This window comes from Neobacillus paridis, assembly GCF_016765675.1.
Taxonomy (GTDB): domain Bacteria; phylum Bacillota; class Bacilli; order Bacillales; family Cytobacillaceae; genus Neobacillus; species Neobacillus paridis.
Window position 1 is genome coordinate 1 of the sequence record NZ_JAESWB010000267.1, and the last position, 559, is coordinate 559.

Here is a 559-nt window from a genome sequence, read left to right on the forward strand (position 1 = left end):
CAGGATGCGAAACGGGGCGGTCAGGTGAACCTGCAGGATCGCTTCCCACTGCTCGTCGCTCATCTTCTGGATCACGTTGTCCCAGGTGTAGCCGGCATTATTGACGATGATGTCCAGCCCGCCGAAGCCATCGACCGCGGCGGCGACGAAGCGCTGGCCGAAGTCGGCATCGGTCACGCTGCCCACGCAGGCCAGCGCCTGGCCGCCGGCGGCGCGGATTTCCTCCACGGTTTCATTCGCTGGCGCGGCGTCGAGGTCGTTGACCACCACGCGTGCGCCCTCGCTGGCGAGCTTCTTCGCAATCTCGCGCCCGATGCCGCGGCCCGAGCCGGAAATGATTGCCACCTTGCCTTCGAGTTTCTTCATGCCTGTCTCCTGTGTTCCGTGTTTGTTTGCCTGTTTGCTATATGGGGTATGGCGGCGCGCCGGTCAGCCCAAGGCGATGACGGCATCGCCGCGCAGCTTGATGTCGCCATCCTGGCTGGCGGTGGTCAGCTCGACCCGTATCCGCCGCTCGCCATCCTGCTCGAACTTCTCCACCACCCTGCCGCTGCAGCGC

Annotated in this window: 1 protein-coding gene; it reads right to left on the reverse strand. The window is 65.1% G+C overall.

Going from position 1 to position 559, the window contains the following annotated elements; genetic code table 11:
• Positions 1 to 366: SDR family NAD(P)-dependent oxidoreductase (locus tag JK635_RS28770; RefSeq protein ID WP_202655265.1), on the reverse strand; the 366-nt coding region annotated here is incomplete at its 3' end.
• Positions 367 to 559: the final 193 nt, after the last annotated feature.